Origin of the sequence: Pantoea sp. USHLN256 (genome assembly GCF_037149875.1) — a bacterium.
GTDB lineage: Bacteria > Pseudomonadota > Gammaproteobacteria > Enterobacterales > Enterobacteriaceae > Pantoea > Pantoea nemavictus.
In genome coordinates this window covers 441,894-461,188 of the sequence record NZ_JBBCQO010000004.1, presented here as the reverse complement: position 1 = coordinate 461,188, position 19,295 = coordinate 441,894, and the positions used below count along the sequence as shown (strand labels likewise).

Sequence of the window (19,295 nt, the reverse complement as noted above, 5' to 3'; positions counted from 1 at the left end):
CTGACGCGAGAAGATCAGCGCCGACGGGCCGTCAACGCGCTCGATGGCGTACTTCCACGCCACCGCCGACTCAACCTGGTCGCACGGGCGCCACAGGCTCATGTTTGGCGTTACGCGCAGGCTGGCCATCTGCTCAACCGGCTGGTGCGTCGGGCCATCTTCACCCAGGCCAATCGAGTCGTGGGTGTAGACCATGATCTGACGGATTTTCATCAGCGCGGCCATACGGGCGGCGTTGCGCGCGTACTCGACGAACATCAGGAACGTCGCGGTGTACGGCAGGAAGCCGCCGTGCAGCGCCAGGCCGTTGGCAATCGCGGTCATACCGAACTCGCGCACGCCGTAGTGAATGTAGTTGCCCGCCGCGTCTTCGTTGATCGGCTTCGAGCCGGACCACATGGTGAGGTTGCTTGGCGCCAGGTCAGCCGAGCCGCCCAGATATTCCGGCAGGATTTTACCGAAGGCTTCGATGGCGTTCTGCGAGGCTTTACGGCTGGCGATTTTCGCCGGATTGGCCTGCAGCTGCTCGATAAACGTCTGCGACTCGCTGGCCCAGTTAGCCGGCAGTTCGTTGTTCACGCGGCGTGTGAACTCGGCAGCCAGCTCCGGGTGCGCGGCGGCGTAGGCGGCAAACTTTTTGTCCCACGCGGACTCCTTCGCCTGGCCGGCTTCTTTGGCGTCCCACTGCGCGTAGATGTCTGAGGGGATTTCAAACGGACCGTGGTTCCAATTCAGTGATTTGCGGGTCAGCGCGATTTCGTCGGCGCCCAGCGGCGCGCCGTGCGAGTCGTGCGTGCCGGCTTTGTTCGGCGAGCCGAAGCCAATCACGGTTTTGCACATCAGCAGCGAAGGCTTGTCGGAAACCGCTTTGGCTTCTTCAACGGCTTTCCTGATGGCGTCCGCATCGTGACCGTCCACGCCGCGCACCACGTGCCAGCCGTAGGCTTCGAAACGTTTGGCGGTGTCGTCGGTGAACCAGCCGTCGACGTGACCGTCGATGGAGATGCCGTTGTCGTCATAGAAGGCGACCAGTTTGCCCAGCTTCAGGGTGCCGGCGATGGAGCACACTTCGTGTGAAATACCTTCCATCATGCAGCCGTCGCCCATAAACACGTAGGTGTTATGGTCTACGATGTCATGGCCCGGACGGTTGAACTGCGCCGCCAGCGTGCGCTCGGCAATGGCGAAGCCAACGGCGTTAGCGATGCCCTGGCCCAGCGGGCCGGTGGTGGTTTCCACGCCTGCGGTGTAGCCGTATTCCGGGTGGCCTGGCGTTTTCGAGTGCAGCTGACGAAAATTTTTTAATTCACTGAGCGGCAAATCGTAGCCGCTAAGGTGCAGCAGGCTGTAAATCAGCATTGAGCCGTGACCGTTCGACAGCACAAAGCGGTCGCGGTTGGCCCAGTTTGGATTACGCGGATTGTGTTGCAAAAAGTCGAGCCACAGCACTTCGGCGATATCCGCCATGCCCATCGGGGCACCCGGATGTCCCGAATTGGCTTGTTGTACGCCATCCATACTTAACGCACGAATGGCGTTGGCTCTTTCCCGGCGTGTAGACATAAGGTTCTCCAGAGGGGCGAGGTCGGCGCTTATTTAGCGTGGGACACTTGCTCGTAATAACCGATTTTCTCAACTTTGGCGGTTGAACCGCCGCCTTCGAATTCCGATGCGAGCCAGGCATTCACAATGTTCTTCGCCAGTTCAGGCCCGATAACGCGCGCGCCCATGGTCATGATCTGCGCGTTGTTGCTCTTGCGGGCACGCTCGGCGGAGAAGGTATCGTGGCACTGCGCGGCACGCACGCCTTCCACCTTGTTAGCGACAATCGCCACGCCGATGCCGGTACCGCACAACAGGATGCCGCGCTCAAACTCATTTTTCTGTATGGCCGTGGCCAGCGCAAATGCCACGTCCGGGTACATTGGACGGTCGTTTTGTGCGTCATTGGTGTAGTCCGTCACCACATACTCTTTCTCTTCCAGCAGCTTTTTAATCACATTTTTCAATTCGATAGCCGCATCATCGGCGCCAATTGCGATTGTTTTCATCATGGTACTCCAGCAGGGTATGCATTGACGCCTGCTCATTTGTTCCGCAGGCGAGAAGATGTTCAGCTACAGACTGCCATAAATACAATCATATGTTCAATGGCTGTTCATATGAATAACCCTGATTGTCGCCGATAAATCCCGCGTAAAAACCCCGTCCGCGCGCTGCTGCCCGCGCTTATCAGGGTAAAACTCCGATAATGTAGCCAAAATCAAATCTCATGAGCGCGCTCACACTTTCACGTGTTGCAGTTGAGGTGTGCACATTTATCCGTGTACTGTTCATATGTTCGCATGACTATACCAATGTACAAGAAGACCCATCGAGGACTCGAACATGTGTCATTTACACCGTACCTCTCAGTACTCCTGCAGCCAGCGCCCCTTTGGCGTTTGGTCAACACCACCAAAAGAAATGATCACTCACGCACGTCGTGGAGGTGCGTTATGAAACAACCAACAATGACGGCGGTGGAGCAATCCACCATCAGAAAAATCTCCTGGCGTTTAGTGCCGTTCGTGGCGCTGATGTTCTTTATTAACTTCCTCGATCGCACCGCGATTTCGTTTGCCGGCCCCAACGGCATGACGCAAGACCTCGGCCTCACCGCACTGCAGTTCGGCCTGGCGTCGGGCATCTTCTTTATTGGTTATATCCTGCTGGAAGTGCCGAGCAACCTGGCGCTGCATAAGTTCGGCGCGCGTCGTTGGCTGGCGCGCATCATGATCAGCTGGGGCATTGTCTCGCTGCTGTTCACCTGGGTGAGCAGTGTGGAAGGTCTGTATACGCTGCGTTTGCTGTTGGGTATCGCCGAAGCCGGCTTCTTCCCTGGCGCGATTCTCTATCTCAGCATGTGGGTGCCGGGGCGTCATCGCAGCAAAATCCTGTCGCTGTTCTATCTTGCCCAACCGCTGACGGTGGTGTTCGGTGCGCCATTAGCCGCCTCACTGATTCAGCAGCATGGTCTGTTTGGCATGGAAGGCTGGCGCGTGATGTTTATGGGCGTCTCAATTCCAGCGATTCTGATTGGTATCGCCGCGCTGTTCTGGCTGGTGGATTCACCGCGTCAGGCCAAGTGGCTAACCGCTGAAGAGAAAACCTGGCTGACCGCTGAGCTTGAAGCCGAGCATCAGCAGAAGCAGGGCCATCAAAAACACAGCTTACGCTCAGTGATGGGTAATGGCCGCGTCTGGATGCTGTGCCTGATTTACTTCGGCTTTATCTATGGCCTGTATGCACTGGCGTTCTTCTTGCCGACCATCATCGCCGGCTTCCAACAGCAGTTCGGCACCACCTTCAACGTGATGCAAAAAGGGCTGATTACCGGCGTGCCATACCTGATCGCCGCCGTGGTGATGTTCTTCTGGTCGAAAGATGCCACCCGTCGCGGCTGCAAAACCTGGCACATTGCGATTCCGGCACTGGCAGGCGGCATCAGCGTACCGCTGGCGCTGTATATGGATTCGCCGTTCACCACCATCATGGTGATTGCGATTACCGCCAGCTCGATCTTCGCCGCACTGCCGAACTTCTGGACCTTACCGACGCAATTCCTGACCGGCGCCTCTGCTGCCGCAGCCATTGCCTTAATCAATACCTTAGGAAACGTAGCGGGCTTCTCCGCGGGCTACATTACCGGCGCGCTGCATGACGCCACCAACAGCTACGCCTTGCCGATGTTCGTGGTGGGTGGATTCATGCTGCTGTCAGCCTTCCTCATGCTGTTACTTAACCGCCATCGCTCGCCGTCTCAGCCGACCTCTTTAGCTCAGGAGCATTAATATGACTTACCTGTTTAACCAACCTTCAGCCTTTGCCGCTGAGCTCATCGAAGGTTTTGTCGCCGCCAACGCTGACAAAGTCCGTCAGGTTGCTGGCGGCGTGGTGCGCAGCACGCGCAGCGAGCCGAATACCGTCGCGGTGATTGTGGGCGGCGGCTCCGGCCACTATCCGGCCTTCGCCGGGTTGGTTGGACAAGGTCTGGCACACGGCGCGGCGATGGGCAATTTATTCGCTTCACCGTCGGCGCAGCAGATTTACAACGTGGCACGAGCGGCGCATAACGGCGCGGGCGTGCTGCTGATGTTCGGCAACTACGCCGGTGATGTGCTGCACTTCGGCCAGGCGTGCGAACGCCTGCGCGCGGAAGGTATCCCTTGTGAAGTGCTGGCGGTGACCGACGATATCTCCAGCGCAGGCAAAGATGAGCTGGAGAAACGTCGCGGTGTGGCGGGCGATCTGTGCGTATTTAAAGCCGCCTGCGCCGCCGCCGAAGCGGGCCACGATTTATCACAGGTTCTGCAATTGGCGCAGCATGCCAATCAACGCACCCGCACCTTTGGCGTGGCATTTTCCGGCTGCAGCCTGCCGGGCGCGTCGCATCCGCTGTTCGAAGTGGAAAAAGGGCGCATGGCGCTCGGTCTCGGCATTCACGGCGAGCCGGGGATTAAAGAGACAGACATGCCAAGCGCCGATGAGCTGGCAGAGATCTTTGTTGAGCGTCTGCTGAATGAACTGCCGGACGACATCCAGCAGGCCGAAGGTCAGCGCGTGGCGGTGATCCTCAACGGTTTGGGCTCGGTAAAATATGAAGAGCTGTTTGTCGTCTATCGCCGCGTGGCGCAGCTGCTCGACGCAGCCAAACTGCAGGTGGTTGAGCCGGATGTCGGCGAGTTCGTCACCAGCTTTAATATGGCTGGAGCTTCGCTGACGCTGATGTGGCTGGACGATCAGCTGGAAACCCTGTGGCGCGCGCCAACCAATACGCCAGCCTATCGCAAAGGGAGCGTATTGGTTGCTGAGCCGCTGAGCGCCGCCGAGCTGGAAGAGAGCAGTGAAGAGGCGTTGCCAACTGCAACGGTTGAGTCGCAGGAGAGCGCAAAGCGCGTGCTGCAGTTACTCGAATCCGTGGCGGAAATGTTACAGCGTAACGCTGAGCGTCTCGGCGATATTGATGCAGTGGCCGGTGACGGCGATCACGGTATTGGCATGGAACGCGGCGTATTGGGTGCGGTTGAGAAAGCGCGTGACGTCGCCGCGCGCGGTGCCGGTGCCGGCAGTTTGCTGTGCCGTGCGGCAGATGCGTGGGCCGATAAAGCCGGCGGCACCTCCGGCGCGTTGTGGGGCGTGGCGCTCACCGCGCTCGGTACCGCGCTCGGCGATCGTCAGACGCCAGACGCACAGCGTGTGGCAACCGGCGTGCGTGAAGCCAAAGAGGGCATTATGCATTTTGGCAAGGCGCGGGTTGGCGATAAAACCATGGTCGATGTGTTGGTGCCGTTCAGCGACAGCCTGAATGAAGCGGTCGCCGCAGGTGCTTCGTTAACCGACGCCTGGCTAGCCGCGGCAAAGGTGGCAGACAAGGCAGCGCAGGATACCGCGCAGCTGGTGCCGAAGATGGGACGCGCGCGTCCGCTGGCAGAGAAAAGCGTGGGTACGCCAGATGCCGGAGCGATTTCGCTGGCGTTAATCGTCAATACCGTTGGCGATCTGCTAAAAGAACACAGTGCCTCGGAACAAGGAGCTTGAAGCATGTCTCAGCCAAAAATCTGGCTCGGCGTCAGTTTAAAAATGTATTTCGGCTATCAGCAAACGTTGCAGTGGTGCCGTGATGTGGCTGCCGTAGCGGAACATCCGGCAGTGAAAAGCGGCGAAGTAGGTCTGTTTGTGTTACCGGCTTATCCCGCGATTCCCGCCGTAGCGGAGATCTTTGCCAACACGCCGATTCGCTTTGGCGGCCAGGATGTGTGTCAGGCAGAGAACGGCGCCTGGACCGGTGAAGTCAGCGCCAGCATGCTGCAAGAGTTAGGTTGTTCGCTGGCCGAGATTGGTCACGCCGAGCGTCGTCGTCATTTTCATGAAGACAAAGTGCAGATCGCCGCCAAAGTGGCGATGTCGCTGCGCCACGGCATAACGCCGGTGCTGTGTATTGGTGAAGAGCAGCAGGCGGAACCGCAGCAGGCGATCGCGCTGTGTGAACAGCAGCTGGCTGAAGCGCTGGCCGAGGCCGCACAGCAGGGATTAAAAGGTGAGGTGTTCTTTGCCTACGAACCGCAATGGGCGATTGGCGCGCCACAACCGGCGCCAGACAGCTACATCCGCGCGGTATGCGCCGGATTGCAGCAGCTGGCCACGCCGGCGGGCATCACCCTGAAAGTCATTTACGGCGGCAGCGCCGGGCCGGGACTGATTCAGCGCCTTGGCAGCGACGTCAACGGCTTGTTCCTTGGCCGTTTCGCCCACGATCCTAACGCGTTGGCACACATCATTGAGGAAGCCAGCGAACTGGCTCAGGAGCGCCGTTAATGAGCCGTATCGGACTCAGCACTTACGCCTTTTTCTGGCGTATGTCATCAAAAGTGCCCAACCCGCTGACGCTGGAGCAGATGCTGCAGCAGACCGCCGATCTCGATGTGTCGGTGTTTCAAATCTGCGACTATCCGGCGATTGAGAGCTGGTCAGACGCACAGCTGCTGACATTGCGGCAGCAGGCCGATGCGCTGGGCATCACGCTGGAACTGGGAACGCGCGGCCTCGGCACTGCGCATCTGCAGCGTTATCTGCATATGGCGCACATCCTTGATGCACAGGTCGTGCGCTCGATGTTTTATACCGCCGACCATCGCCCGTCGCTGGATGAAGCCGCTGAACTGATTGCCGCCGTGTTGCCGGATTTCGCCCGCCAGCAGGTGCGTCTCTGTCTGGAGACCTATGAGCAGGTGAACAGCGGCGCGATGATGTCGGTGATCAACCGGTTCCTGTCGCCGTGGCTGGCGGTGTGTCTCGATCCCGCTAACTGTGTCGCCGGACTGGAGTTACCTGAGCAGGTGATCGCCAACACCGCCGCGCGCGTCGGCAATCTGCACATCAAAGACTTTGCCTTTACGCGCCGTGATGGCTGGGTTGGCTTTACGTTTGCCGGCTGCCCGATGGGCGAAGGCTTGCTGGATTACGACCGGATGATCGCCAGCGTGCGCCCGGCGGATAAAGGCATTAACCAAATCGTCGAACACTGGTTGCCATGGCAGGACGATGCCGCGGTAACCTGCGAGCGAGAAGCCGAATGGACTCGCCGCACCGTTGAATTCTTACGTAGTAAACAAGATCAGGAGTAATAACATGAGCGTGCAACTGAAAACCATCACCGTGATTGGCGCGGGCGGCAAAATGGGTATGCGTATTTCTGCCAACTTCCAGAAAAGCGATTACCAGGTATTTTACTGTGAGAACTCGCCGAAGGCACAAGAGCAGGTGAGCGCCCAGGGCCGCGAACTCTCTGATGCCGCCTCCGTGGTGCCGTTGAGTGATGTGGTGATTCTGGCGGTGCCTGATATCGTGCTGGGCAAAGTCTCTGAAGGCGTGGTTCCACAGATGAAACCGGGCGCGATTCTGCTGACGCTGGACCCGGCAGCGGCGTACGCTAATCTGATCGCCCATCGTGATAGCATCGAATACGCGGTAGCGCATCCTTGCCATCCGTCAGTGTTCCTTGAGCGTTACACCAAAGAGGAGCATGCCGATGCGTTCGGCGGCATTGCAGCCGTTCAGCATGTCGCGGCTTCTTATGAAAGCGGTTCTGATGAGCAGAAAGCCGAGCTGAGTAAGGTGATCAGCGTGATGTACGGCCCGGTTGAGCAAGTACATTGGGTAACCGTAACGCAACTGGCGTATCTGGAGCCGACGCTGGTAGAGACCGTCGCCTGCATGGTCGGCGCATTTATGAAAGAAGCGCTGGATGAAACCGTAAAACACAGCGGCGTACCGGAAGAGGCGGCCAAAGCGATGCTGTACGGCCATATTCAGATCGCGCTGGCGGTGGCGTTCCGCGCCACCAACCCGTTCTCAGATGCCTGCATGATCGCCATGGAGTACGGTCGCGAAAAGATTGTGAAACCAGACTGGAAGCAAATCTTCGATCAGAAAGAGCTGGATATCGTGATTGCCCGAATGCTGAAAATCGACGCGATCAAGCGCTAAGCGTGACGCGTCCTACGACTCGCGGCGCTGCTGTCTGGCGAAGCGAGTCGTATCAATGATATAACTCCCTGCCAAAGTCTACTTGCAGCACGCACATTCTGTAGCGGCGCGATTTATCGCGCAATAAATTGCGCCGCTACGGAATGTGCGGTTGCACAATCGAAAATCTGAGCATTCAGATATCACAAAACAAGACAGGTTACGGATGGAAAAAAACACGCTTTCTCAGGACTCCGAGCTGCTGACGGAAATTGCCGTCGCCTATTATCAGGACGAAATCACCCAGGAGGAGATTGCGCGTAAGTTTGGGATTTCTCGTATCAAAGTCGGCCGATTACTGAAGCGCGCTCGTGAAGAGGGCATCGTCGAAATTAACGTGCGTTATCATCCGGTATTCAGTACGCGTCTTGAACAACAGCTACAAAATCGCTTCCCGCAGCTGCAGCGTGCGCTGATTGCGCTCGATCAGCCGGATCAGGACGAGCAGCGACGTCAGGTCGCCGCGCTGGTGTCGTCACATCTGGCGCAGTCGCTAAAAGACGACGCGATTGTCGCCGTGGGGCAAGGACGTAATGTCGCCGCTGTCGCCGATTATCCCGGCCAGGTCCCGACGCGCAACTGCCTGTTCATCAGCGGTATTGGCGGCACCCATCGTCCGGGCGATGCCATCAACGCAGATCACATCAGCCGCCGCATGGCGAAGAAGTTTGGCGGCATCAGCGAAACGCTGTATGCGCCCGCCTATGTTGAGAATCGGGCACTGCGTGATGCCTTTATGCAAAACGGCACCATCAAAGAGACGCTGGACCGCGCACGCAAAGCGGATGTGGCGCTGGTGGGGATCGGCGACATGAACGAAAACAGCTACATGGTTAAACTCGGCTGGTTTACGCCGCACGAAATCATCGATGCCAGCGTCAATCAGGGCGTCACCGGCGATGTCGCTGGCTATGACTTCTTCAATTCGCAGGGGCAGCACGTCGATACGGTGATGAACGACCGTGTTATTGGCCTCAGTATTGAAGAGTTACGCAAAATTCCCTGCGTGATTGCGATTGCCGCCGAAAATACCAAAGCGATGGCGATCCTCGGCGCGCTGCGTACCGGCGCGATTGATATTATTGCGACAACCGCGCAGAACATCCGCACGATTTTGAGTTTGTCGCAGTAGCGGCAAATTTCTGTTCATTTTGGTTTAGGTGAGGCGCCATCGCGCTTTGCCTGCCAGCAAACAGGCTTATTCCGCAACGCGCAGTGTCATAACCTAACGGTCTTGTTCACCTTATGTGCAGGATATATCCTGTATTTTTCCCTGTTGAGAATCCCTGCCTGATGAATAACGTCCGCTTACTGTCGGTTGAACATCTCTCGCTGCACACTCACGATCAGCGCCTGCTGGTGGACAACGTCTCTTTCCATCTCGATCGGCAGGAGATCCTGGCGTTGGTCGGTGAGTCGGGTTCCGGTAAAACCTTAACCTCGCTGGCCCTGATGAACTTACTGCCTGCCGGCGTGGAGCAGAGTGCCGGTCGCGTGGTGTTCAATGGCGAGCCGCTCGACGCACGTAAAACCCAGGCACTGCGCGGTTGCCGCATCGCTACGGTGTTTCAGGAGCCGATGACCAGCATGAATCCTACGCTGCGCATCGGTGAGCAGATCGCCGAAGTGCTGGTGCGCCATCGCCAGTTCAGCTGGAAACAGGCGCAGCAGGAAGCGATTGCGCTGTTGGATCGCGTTGGTATCGTCAATCCGGCGCAGCGTGCGCGCCAGTATATTCATCAGCTGTCGGGCGGGATGCGGCAACGCGTGATGATTGCCAGCGCCATCAGCGGTCAGCCGCAATTGTTGATTGCCGATGAGCCGACCACCGCGCTGGATGTCACGATTCAGGCGCAGATTCTGGCGCTGTTGCAGGAGCTACAGCAGGAGATGGGCATGGGGATCCTGTTGATCACCCACGATCTTTCGGTGGTGGCGCGCTACGCCGATCGCGTATGCGTGATGCAGCAAGGGCAACTGGTTGAGCAGGGCGCGGTGCTCAGCACGCTGGGCGCACCGACCCATGCTTACACACGCAAATTGATTGCTGCCTCGGCGGTGCACATTCCGGACGCCATCAAACCGCAGGAACAGCCGCCGCTGCTGGTATTACGCGATATCTGCAAAAGTTATCCGCTACCGCGCCGTCTGCCGTTGTGGCCGGCCAAACGCCAAACCGTGTTGCATCCGGCCAATCTGTCGATTGCGCAGGGAGAAATTGTCGGGCTGATTGGCGAATCCGGCTCTGGCAAAACCACGCTGGGCAGCGCGGCGATAGGCCTGATTGCGGCAGACGGCGGCGAGGTGCATTTCGAAGGTCGCCATCTGCAAGGCCGTCAGCTGCACACCTTAAGGCGTCACACGCAGATCATTTTTCAGGATCCCTACGCCAGCCTCAATCCTAAGATCACGGTCGGCGAGCAGATTGCCGAACCGCTGCGCGTTTGGCAGCTGCGCAAAGGCGCTGCGGTGGATGAGCGGGTAAAAGAGCTGCTGGCGTTAGTGGGATTGAAAGCGGAACATGCCGGACGTTTACCGGGCGCATTCTCCGGCGGTCAGCGTCAGCGTATTGCGATTGCGCGCGCGCTGGCAATGGAGCCAAAGCTGCTGGTGGCCGATGAAGCAGTGGCCGCACTGGATTTGTCGGTGCGTGGGCAGATTTTGGCGCTGTTTAATACGTTGCGCCACAAGCTGGGATTATCGGTGCTGTTTATCAGCCACGATCTCAGCGCGGTGCGACAACTGTGCGATCGCGTGGTGGTGATGTATCACGGCAAGATTGTTGAGTCAGGCGCCACGGCCAGCGTGATTAACCATCCGCAGGACAACTATACCCGCCAACTGCTTGCCGCCGCGCCTGACATTCAGCAAGCGTTAGCGCAACGTTCAGCTGCCGTGTAACAGCGGCAGTTCGTGGTGTTCGGCCCATTCGTGCCAGGAACCGACGTAGATCGAAACATGCGGATAGCCCGCCAGTTTCAATGCTGCCAACACCGTGGCGGCGCGGGCACCGCGATGGCAATAAACCTGCAGTTTGGCACTTTTACTCAGTCCTGCCGCTGCGGCACGTGCGGCAATGTCCGCTGCGGGTAAGAAATGGCCGTTAGCAATGACATCCTCCCAAAACAACAGGGCAGAGTGAGGAATGCGTCCGGCGCGCTGACAGCAGGCGTGGACAAAACTGCCATCAAATTCGCTGGGGCGACGGGCATCGACGTTGATCACCGTCACGCCATCGGCGGCTAACACCGCTTCCCGGCTACACACCATCTCGGCATTCCACGCCAGCACCTGGGCTGCGGGAGGATGGGCCACCGAACGACTCAAACCCAGGCCTGGATGAAGCTCGAATCCCGCCGCTGTCCACGCATCCACGCCGCCATCCAGAATTAGCGCATCGTCGCGCTGCAGCAGCCACGCAAACCACGCCCCGCGCGGCGATCGCATGCCCACCTGCTGTTCAAAAAATACCGGCGTGGCGCCGGGCCAGGCGGTAAACATCGGTTGCAGCGCGGTGGCGGCTTCGGCTGCCATCACTGCTAACCCTTGCGCGCTGCAATCCTCAATAAAATAGTCGTAGACGTTACAGTGCTGCGCGTCGGGCAAGGTGGCGCGTTGCCAGTCGGCAAACTCGCGCACGTCGATCAGCAGAAACGCTTCGCCGCGCGCCTGGCGCTGCTGGAGGGTGTGCACATCAATGATCATGCAGAACTCCCGAGAACAGTGACTGCAGCGATCCCAGCTCATCGTGTTCGGCGGCCTGTAACACGCGGGCGGCGAGGGCGATATCAAATACGTTCAGGCCAAAGGAGGAGAAATAGACGCTGTCATCCCTCTCCGGACGCCAGTTATCGAGTAGCAGTGCAGCGAGGTCAGCCGCCACCTCCTGCTCACGGAACTCTCCAGCGCGGAACATCTGAAACAGACTTTTAGCGCTGCGCTGGGCGAAGTCGCCCCAGGCATCGACCACCACTTTGCTGCTGGCTTTGATCGCGGCGAAACTGACTTCGTGGTAGCCCACCTGCACAATAATCCTGCCGGGGCGTACCGCCGCCGCATCGACAATCGGCTGCGCGGCGCTGGTACAGGTCAGCACCGCATCATAAGGCTGCGCTAAGGCGAGCGGCAGATCGGTTTCGATTTGCACTTCGCGAAATGCGCTGAGTTTATAAGGCGATCGATTCCACACGCCAATTTGCTCCAGCTGCGGAAACAGCTGTTGCAACATGCGCAGATGGGCCTGCGCATGCAGACCGGCACCGAGCACCAGCACGCGTTTCACCGGACGCGGTGCCGCGAGCTGGAGCGCCAGCGCGCTCACCGCCGCCGTACGCGCGGCGGTTAACGCACCGCTGGCCAGCAGACCCCGCGGAATGCCGCTGTGCGCATCGTTGATTAACGTTAAGGCCAGCGCCGCAGGCAGTGCATCCGGTCGCTGTGGACGATGTGCTGTCCACTTTACGCCCGCAGCGTTGTAGCTGCCGCCGACGCGCGCCGGTAAGGCATAGGCTTTACCCAACGGCGTACCGAGGTCGATGTGATTTTCGGCGGGCATCTGCGCCTCGCCAAGGCGCATCAGGCGAACCACCGCTTTGACATCGTCCAGCGCCAGCGCAACATCGTCGCCACCCAGTTGTGCAACGGTGGCTTCATCCAGCACCCGCAACATGGCGTCCATTACTGCTCCAGCAGACGGTCGGCGAACGGATAGAGCGCCGGAGAACCGCCACAGTGCACGAAGGTGACGCGCGATCCTTGTGGGATGCGCCCAAGTTCCACCAGCGAGAACAGGCCGTGCATGGCTTTACCGGTATACACCGGGTCCAGCAATACGCCTTCCAGCTGAGCAAGTTTGTAGATAGCGTCGATACCGCCGTCCGACGGCACGCCGTACGCCTGACCCACGTAGCTATCTTCAATCCAGATGTCGTCCGGCTGCCACCGTTGCGGCCACTGCAGCAGATCGGCACAATCCTGCGCCATGCTGGCGATGCGCGGCTGGAACCAGTCGGCTTTGGCGCTGACGCTTACACCAATCACTTGGGTCTCAGGCCAATAGTTGCGCGTACCGACATGCAGTCCCGCCAGCGTGCCGCCGGAACCGGTAGGAGCGACGATGAAGTCGGGCGCGGGCGTCTGGCTCGGTGCCAGCTGCGCCGCCATCTCTTCCACTGCCCGCACATAACCCAACGCGCCGAGTGGCGTAGCGCCACCCAGCGGAATAATCATTGGGGTTTCACCCTGGGCGATCGCCGCATCAGCATGCGCCTGCATCGCACCTTCAATCTGCGTGAAGTAGCCGTCGGGGTCGAGGAACTGCACCTCGGCCCCAAACAGCTTGTCCAATAGCAAATTACCTTGCCAGCTGGCGGGCGGATTGCCCCGCAGCACCAGCACCGGACGCATGCCAAACTTGCGCGCCGCGGCGGCCACCATGCGGGCGTGGTTCGACTGATGCCCGCCGGTGGTGATCACCACATTGACGCCTGTTTTGCAGGCCTCCGCCATCAGGTACTCCAGCTTGCGGACTTTATTGCCGCCGCCGCCGAAGCCACTGTAGTCATCGCGTTTGATCGTCAGCGTAATCCCAAGTGCCTCACTGAGCCGCGGCAGCGGCTCGTGAGGCGTGGGGAAGAAGCCGAGCGGAACGCGTTCAAACTCTTCAACTGATTTCATTTTTTATAGCCTTGTATTTTTATGTACTGCGGTGTTTCCCTGGTGTGGCGCGACCCGGCCAATGGCCGAATCATTGAATGCGGTGAGCCATAGGCTCATGGATTGCTGGAAGCGTTCCAGTCCTGCCAGCGTAACAAACTCATTGACGGCATGTGCGTTGCCACCGTGGCCTAATCCGCCGATCAGAAAGGCGGGCGCGACGGCGGCGAAGGCATAGGCGGGCGCGCAGCCCGGTGCCCACGGCCAGATTTGCGGAGCGGCACCCAGCGTTTGATAGCTGGCGATCAGTGCATCCACGCCGCTGGCGTGGCGGCTAAAACGCATGCCGGGGTAGCGGTCGAACAGCTGCAGTTCGCTACCGGCTAAATCCGGCTGCGCCAGGCGCTGCTGAGCGGTAGCGAGCATCGCGTCCTGATCGAAGCCCGGCGGAATGCGAAAAGCTAATTCGGCGCTGGCGCGAAACGGAATCACACCGCGTCCGCCTGGCGGATCGCTGTGCAATTCGGCCAGCGTCAATACCGCGCTGCCGAGTAGCGTTTGCAGGCAGCTCAGGGTGTCGCCTTCGATCATCAGGCGCTGGCTGCGACGAAAACGCAGTTCGTCATGGATGCTGAACCGCTCGGCTAAGCTCGCCAGCAGCGGATTCGCTTCATCATCGGGCGTGCTGCACGCCAGCACGCCGCTGTGTTCGGCCGGTGCGATGGCCTGCAATGCCTGCACCAGGCGCCACGCGGGATTGGCGATCCAGCCGGCATTGCTGGCATGAATCGCTGAAGACGGTCCGCCCCAGTCGCCGCCGGTTACGCTCAGACGCCCGGAAGCCAGTCCGGTAAAGCCGAGGTAAACCCGCGGTGCGCCGCCGCCGTATTCGCACAGTGACGGGAACAGCACCGCTTCGGCGGGGGCGATCGGGCAAGGCTGCTGCGCCAGATAACGCCGTAGCGCGCCGCTGCCTATCTCTTCTTCACCCTCAAGCAGGATTTCGATGTTGAAATCGAGTTGCTGATTCTGCTGCAGCTCACGCAGCAGGATCAGCAGCGCGGCAACCGGACCTTTATTGTTCTCGGCGCCGCGCCCGACAAACACCGCGCCGAGGTCATCCCAGTGACAAACGCCGCCGACAAACGGTGACACATCCCAACCGGCATCATCCGCAGGCATCACGTCGTACATGTTGTACAGCACCACGGTTTTGTCGCTGCCGTTATCGATGCGTACATGCACCAGCGGTGGAGCGTCGTCGTTTTGCGACGCCACCGGATAAACGATCGTGGCGTGCAACTGCTCCACCATCCACTGTTCCAGCCAGGCGGCTAAGCCGCGCTGTGCGGCGAGCTGACCGGCCACGCTCGGCCAGCGCGTCAGTTCACTCAGCAGATCTAAGGTGGCAGCAAGGCGACTCATAAACGAATCCTCGGGTTTAGCACCAAATAGAGCAGGTCGATCAGCAGGTTAATCGCCACAAACACCACCGCGGCGAGTAACACGATGGCCTGCACCAGCGGGAAGTCGCGGTTTTGAATCGCCTGAATCGCCAGACGACCAATGCCCGGCCAGGCAAAAATAATTTCTGTCACCAACGCACCGCCGAGCAGCGAGGCGAAATACATGCCTTGCACGGTGATCACCGGAATCAGCGCGTTGCGTAAACCATGTCGCACCACGATGCGCCAGGCGCTGAGCCCTTTGGCGCGCGCGGTGCGGATATAATCCTGTTGCAATACGTCCAGCAGGCTGGCGCGCGTCAGGCGAGCCACGGCGCTCATGTAAAAGGCGCCAAGGCTCAGCGCGGGCATCACCAGCGCGGCGAAGGTGCCGTAACCGCTGGAGGGCAGCCACTGTAATTTCAGGCTAAACAGCAAAATCAGCAGCAATCCCAGCCAAAACACCGGAATCGCCTGGCCGGAAAATGCGAGCAGGCGGCAGACCAAATCCCACAGGCTGTGCGGGCGCAGGGCGCTGATAATTCCCAGCAGTAAACCCAGCAGTGAACTCCATGCCAGCGCACTCACCGCCAGTAGCGCGGTGGCAGGTAAGCGTTCGGCAATCAAAGCCAGCACCGGCTGGCTGTAACGCAGCGATTCACCAAAGTCGCCGTGCAGCACGCCGCCGAGATAGTGGCTGTACTGCCAAATCAGCGGACGATCAAAGCCCATGCTGTGGCGAAAGGTATCAATCTCCTGCTGGCTAGAGCCGGGCGGCATCATCAGCGCCGCCGGATCGCCCGTCATATGCAGGCTAAAGAAAATCAGCAGCGAAACGCCGAGCAGCACTAACACCGATTGACCAAGGCGATTGAGCAGAATGTTCAGCATCTTAATCCAGCCTTGTGTGCGTACGGCGTAACAGCGCATCGCCGAGCAGGTTGCAGCCAATCACCAGCGCAGCAATCACCAGGCCGGGATAGAGCACCAGCCACTGCGACAACAGCATATACGAGCGGCCTTCGCCGATCAGATTACCCAGCGTCGGCGTCGGCGGCTGAATACCCATGCCAAGAAAGCCCACCGACGCTTCCAGCACAATCAGGCGCGGGATATCCAGCGTCAGCAACACCACCAGCGGCGTCAGCAGATTGGGCAGGATATGGCGCAGCAGCACGCGCAGCGGCGAGAAGCCCATGGCGCGCACCGCCTGGATGTACTCGAGCTCGCGAATTTCTAAGGTTTTGGCGCGCGCCACGCGGGCATAAATCGCCCAGCTGGTGCAGCCCATAATCACAATGATGTTGGTGAGCGATGCGCCCATCAGCGCAATCACCAACAGAATTAACAGAATAAACGGCACCGCCAGCTGGATGTCGATCAAGCGCATGATCAGCGCATCAACCCAACCGCCGGCATAGCCTGCAATCATCCCCAGCGCCACGCCAATCACCGCGCCAATCGCGGCGGCGACTAATACCACCAGCAGCGACAATCGGGTGCCAGAGAGAATACGCGATAACAGGTCACGGCCAAGTTGGTCGGTACCGAGCCAGTGAGTGGCTTGCGCGCCGGAACTGCCCGGCGGCAAGAACATCTCATTCAGGTTATTGCTTAATGCATCGGGCAACGGCAGCCAGGGAGAGATTAGCGCCGCGACAATCACCACCATCAGCAAAAGAGAGCCAATCAGCGCATCGCCGTAAATCAGGCGGCGCGGACGGCGCTGCAGCACGGTGCCCGGCGAGATCATTTCAGCCTCAGATCAAACAGCGGGATGCGGGCATCGACGCGGCCTTTGAAATTGAGCGAGGTGCTGTGCGCATACAAGGTATCTTCACGATACAGCGGCAGCAGCGGCTGTTGCTCCGCCACGCGTTGCTGAATCTGCTCTAACACTTTTTTGCGTTCAGCGGGATCGACAATCTGACGGCTGCGATCGAGCAACTTGTCGAGTTCGGCATCATGCACGGTGGAATAGGGCTCGCCGCTGCGCAGAATCGGGAACAGCGCCGCATCGGCATCCAGCGTCTGGGTTGAGCCCCACGCCAGCATGTACATCGGTGCCTGTTTTTGCGACGCCACCTGCTGGGTATAAACCGACCACTCCGGCACTTCCAGCTCGGCTTTCACGCCGATGGCACTTAAATCCTGCACGATGGCTTGCGCTACATCAGCGCTGGCAATGTAGCGGCGCGGTGCCTGGAAGCGCAGGGTGAAGCCGTTAGCGTAACCGGCGGCTGCCAGCAGCGATTTGGCTTTAGCCACATCCTGCGCGCTGGCTGGTACTGCCAGGTAACCAAAATCATTGGCGCCGGCCATGGTGCCGGTTGGCGTGCCGAAACCGTGCAGCAGCTGTTGGGTATACGCCTGGCGGTTCAACGCCAGCGACAATGCCTGACGCACGCGCACATCACTCAGCGGTTTCTCATCATCTTTAAGGCCGAGGTAAATGGTTAACCCGCCACCTTTCACCTGCTCCAGCTCGACGTTAGGGCGGTTTTTCAGCGCGGGCACTAAATCGGCCGGTACGCTTTCAATCAGCTGCACTTCGCCGGTCAGCAGCGCGGTGAGACGCGCAGTGGCTTCAGGAATCGGGCGCCAGGTGACGCGATCGATGGCCGGTTTGCCGCGCCAGTAGGTTTCATTGGCGACCATCACCACTTTTTCGTCCGGGATGAAGCTATCGAGCTTATACGCGCCGCTACCAATCGGTTTGCGCGCGAACTCGCTGGCACCCACTTTTTTCACATACGCAGGCGGCACGATGTAGGCCGGATAGCGGCTCATACGCGTCGGCAGCAGCGGATCCGGACCGTTGGTGTGGATCTGCAGCTGATAATCGTTGATCACCTCAACCGATTTGATGGTGCGGATATAAGAGATGGTAGGGGCGTGATTGGCAGGGTCTAAAATACGCTCAATGGAGAATTTTACGGCTTCGGCGTTGACCGGCTCGCCATCGGTAAATTTCACGCCCTGGCGCAGGGTAAATTGCCAGGTGGTGTCGTTGATTGCTTTCCACTCAGTGGCTAAGCCCGGCTGTAATGACATGTCATCAGCGCGGCGCACTAAGGTATCGAAAATATTGTCTACCAGCGTGGCAGATTCTTTGAGAAAGCCGGGATCCATCGCCGTGGCGGACGTAGGTTGGCCAATGGTCAGTTCTGCTGCCTGTACGGCTGGCATCAGAGCAAATAGCAACGCGGTGGTGGCAAACTTCACTGCAGGTAGTCTCATAACGTTTCCCAAAATTGCCAACGGCAAGGTAGTGAAAAGAGTGGATACTGCCAGAATCAAGACTGTGCTTATTTGTAATACATGATATATCCTATAATCTGTGATGTTGGCAATAAAACATTAAAAATAACTTACCATTTGCGGATTCCAGTAAAAGGCTCTTAACCTATGATCGAAATGGATAAAGCGCAGCGGATGAGTTTGACCGCGCAGGTGGAATCGTCGCTGCGTAGCGCGCTGATTGTCGGCAAGCTCAAACCTGGCGCACGGCTGGTGACGCGCGATCTGGCTGCCCAACTCGGCACCAGTATCACGCCGGTTCGTGAAGCGTTATTGCGATTGGTTTCTGCCGGTGCGCTGGATGCCACGCCCGCCGCGGCCTTTCTGGTGCCAGAAATGTCACGCCAGCGTTATGATGAAATTACGCTAATCCGTAAGCAGCTTGAAGGTTTAGCGGTGAAGGCCGCCACGCCATTTGTGGGGAAAAAACAGATTACCGAGCTGAAAAAACTCTGTGCGCGCTTTATGCAGGCCAAGCAGAGCGGTGATGCGGAAGCGGCGTTAGAAGCCAATCGTGCGTTTCGGTTTACCTTGTACAGCTACGCGCAAATGCCGACGCTGGAGGCGCTCATCGAACAGCTGTGGGTGCAAATTGGGCCGTGCTTTAACTATCTCTATCCCCAGCCCACCGAAGTCGTGAACGGGCATCACAACTATGATCGTTTACTGGACGCGCTACAGGCAGGCGACGCTGTTACCAGCGAAAAGATCCTGCTGAAAGCGATTGATGATGGCGCCGAGATACTCAAGCAGCACTATTTTAACCCGTAAAAAATCCCAAGAGCGCGATGACTCGCGCCGCTACCAAGGCGTGCAGATCGTTGTAGC

General features: G+C 58.8%; 17 protein-coding genes. 8 read left to right on the top strand and 9 right to left on the bottom strand.

Annotated features, from left to right (window positions below; translation table 11 throughout):
* Window positions 1–1,563: transketolase (gene tkt, locus WFL93_RS13860; RefSeq protein WP_336778383.1), on the bottom strand; the 1,563-nt coding region annotated here is incomplete at its 3' end.
* A gap of 29 nt (window positions 1,564–1,592) precedes the next feature.
* On the bottom strand, window positions 1,593–2,051 hold the full coding sequence (locus WFL93_RS13855) for an RpiB/LacA/LacB family sugar-phosphate isomerase (RefSeq protein ID WP_008104031.1): 459 nt from the start codon (window positions 2,049–2,051) through the stop codon (window positions 1,593–1,595).
* 447 nt (window positions 2,052–2,498) lie between these two features.
* Here WFL93_RS13855 and WFL93_RS13850 point away from each other — a divergent pair, with 447 nt between their 5' ends.
* The 7 genes from WFL93_RS13850 (at window position 2,499) to WFL93_RS13820 (ending at window position 10,968) form a co-directional block, all read left to right on the top strand.
* Window positions 2,499–3,833 carry an MFS transporter gene (locus tag WFL93_RS13850; RefSeq protein WP_336778382.1) on the top strand — a complete coding sequence of 445 codons (1,335 nt, stop codon included), beginning with the start codon at window positions 2,499–2,501 and terminating at the stop codon, window positions 3,831–3,833.
* Between the two features lies 1 nt (window position 3,834).
* Window positions 3,835–5,580, top strand: a complete 1,746-nt coding sequence (locus WFL93_RS13845; protein WP_336778381.1) for a dihydroxyacetone kinase family protein — start codon at window positions 3,835–3,837, stop codon at window positions 5,578–5,580.
* Window positions 5,581–5,583: 3 nt separating this feature from the next.
* Window positions 5,584–6,357 carry a triose-phosphate isomerase family protein gene (locus WFL93_RS13840; protein ID WP_007888323.1) on the top strand — a complete coding sequence of 258 codons (774 nt, stop codon included), beginning with the start codon at window positions 5,584–5,586 and terminating at the stop codon, window positions 6,355–6,357.
* Window positions 6,357–7,166, top strand: a complete 810-nt coding sequence (locus WFL93_RS13835) for a sugar phosphate isomerase/epimerase family protein (RefSeq protein ID WP_336778380.1) — start codon at window positions 6,357–6,359, stop codon at window positions 7,164–7,166. The genes WFL93_RS13840 and WFL93_RS13835 overlap by 1 nt, the downstream gene beginning before the upstream one ends.
* A gap of 4 nt (window positions 7,167–7,170) precedes the next feature.
* Window positions 7,171–8,028 (top strand): phosphogluconate dehydrogenase C-terminal domain-containing protein, encoded by an 858-nt coding sequence (locus WFL93_RS13830; RefSeq protein WP_336778379.1) that lies wholly within the window; start codon window positions 7,171–7,173, stop codon window positions 8,026–8,028.
* 205 nt (window positions 8,029–8,233) lie between these two features.
* Window positions 8,234–9,199, top strand: coding sequence for a sugar-binding transcriptional regulator (locus tag WFL93_RS13825; RefSeq protein WP_007888326.1), 966 nt, complete (start codon window positions 8,234–8,236; stop codon window positions 9,197–9,199).
* Between the two features lie 161 nt (window positions 9,200–9,360).
* A complete protein-coding gene (locus WFL93_RS13820; RefSeq protein WP_180823586.1) occupies window positions 9,361–10,968 on the top strand; it encodes a dipeptide ABC transporter ATP-binding protein in 1,608 nt (535 codons plus the stop codon).
* On the opposite strand, the gene WFL93_RS13815 is transcribed toward WFL93_RS13820, so the two are convergent.
* From WFL93_RS13815 to WFL93_RS13785, 7 genes are read right to left on the bottom strand one after another with little or no spacing between them, the layout of a single operon-like run.
* Window positions 10,954–11,772, bottom strand: a complete 819-nt coding sequence (locus WFL93_RS13815) for a rhodanese-like domain-containing protein (RefSeq protein ID WP_336778378.1) — start codon at window positions 11,770–11,772, stop codon at window positions 10,954–10,956. The two genes, WFL93_RS13820 and WFL93_RS13815, sit on opposite strands and share 15 nt — an antisense overlap.
* Window positions 11,762–12,745, bottom strand: a complete 984-nt coding sequence (locus WFL93_RS13810; RefSeq protein WP_007888329.1) for an ornithine cyclodeaminase — start codon at window positions 12,743–12,745, stop codon at window positions 11,762–11,764. The genes WFL93_RS13815 and WFL93_RS13810 overlap by 11 nt, the downstream gene beginning before the upstream one ends.
* Window positions 12,745–13,743 (bottom strand): 1-aminocyclopropane-1-carboxylate deaminase/D-cysteine desulfhydrase, encoded by a 999-nt coding sequence (locus tag WFL93_RS13805; RefSeq protein ID WP_336778377.1) that lies wholly within the window; start codon window positions 13,741–13,743, stop codon window positions 12,745–12,747. Before WFL93_RS13805 ends, WFL93_RS13810 begins: the two co-directional genes overlap by 1 nt.
* Before the next feature lie 3 nt (window positions 13,744–13,746).
* A complete protein-coding gene (locus tag WFL93_RS13800) occupies window positions 13,747–15,147 on the bottom strand; it encodes a M20 family metallopeptidase (RefSeq protein WP_336778376.1) in 1,401 nt (466 codons plus the stop codon).
* Window positions 15,144–16,058: an ABC transporter permease gene (locus WFL93_RS13795; RefSeq protein ID WP_336778375.1), complete on the bottom strand. Its 915-nt coding sequence runs from the start codon at window positions 16,056–16,058 to the stop codon at window positions 15,144–15,146. The genes WFL93_RS13800 and WFL93_RS13795 overlap by 4 nt, the downstream gene beginning before the upstream one ends.
* A gap of 1 nt (window position 16,059) precedes the next feature.
* Window positions 16,060–16,920, bottom strand: a complete 861-nt coding sequence (locus tag WFL93_RS13790) for an ABC transporter permease (protein ID WP_007888334.1) — start codon at window positions 16,918–16,920, stop codon at window positions 16,060–16,062.
* The gene (locus WFL93_RS13785; RefSeq protein ID WP_007888335.1) at window positions 16,917–18,407 is read right to left on the bottom strand and encodes an ABC transporter substrate-binding protein; all 1,491 of its coding nucleotides are present in this window, start codon (window positions 18,405–18,407) and stop codon (window positions 16,917–16,919) included. The genes WFL93_RS13790 and WFL93_RS13785 overlap by 4 nt, the downstream gene beginning before the upstream one ends.
* A 168-nt stretch (window positions 18,408–18,575) precedes the next feature.
* Here WFL93_RS13785 and WFL93_RS13780 point away from each other — a divergent pair, with 168 nt between their 5' ends.
* Window positions 18,576–19,238: a GntR family transcriptional regulator gene (locus WFL93_RS13780; protein WP_007888336.1), complete on the top strand. Its 663-nt coding sequence runs from the start codon at window positions 18,576–18,578 to the stop codon at window positions 19,236–19,238.
* Window positions 19,239–19,295: the final 57 nt, after the last annotated feature.